The organism is Bowmanella dokdonensis (genome assembly GCF_017254865.1).
Taxonomy (GTDB): domain Bacteria; phylum Pseudomonadota; class Gammaproteobacteria; order Enterobacterales; family Alteromonadaceae; genus Bowmanella; species Bowmanella dokdonensis.
This window is the reverse complement of the sequence record NZ_JAFKCV010000174.1, coordinates 1-362: the sequence shown is the minus strand read 5'-3', so window position 1 is coordinate 362 and position 362 is coordinate 1. Positions and strand designations below refer to the sequence as shown.

1 protein-coding gene is annotated in these 362 nt (G+C 57.5%); it reads left to right on the top strand.

Features of this window, described 5'->3' with window-relative positions; genetic code table 11:
* Positions 1–70: 70 nt before the first annotated feature.
* On the top strand, positions 71–362 hold a 292-nt coding region (locus J0A66_RS22100; RefSeq protein WP_206575991.1), incomplete at its 3' end, for a glycosyltransferase.

Below are 362 nucleotides of genomic sequence, written 5' to 3'. Positions count from 1 at the left end.
AGTGTCTGTTCAGCTATCAATCCAGCCAGGGGCAACATGCTTCAGGGCGGATTTTGTTTAAGGTGTCGGCTTGAAACTCTGTGCCCTGATCCCTTCCTATAACCACCATACCAAGCTGGGGACTATTACCGAACGGCTGTTTGCCCTGCATCTGCCCGTGATACTGGTGGATGACGCCAGTGGACCAGAAGCGTCAGCCGCCATGCGGGCGTTGGCGCAGGACAGTCGCATTACGCTGGTGCGCCATGAGCACAATCAGGGCAAAGGCGGCGCGGTGATGTCCGGTATGCAAGAAGCGATTAGACAGGGCTATACCCATGCCCTGCAAGTTGACGCGGATGGCCAGCACGACCTGGCCAGCA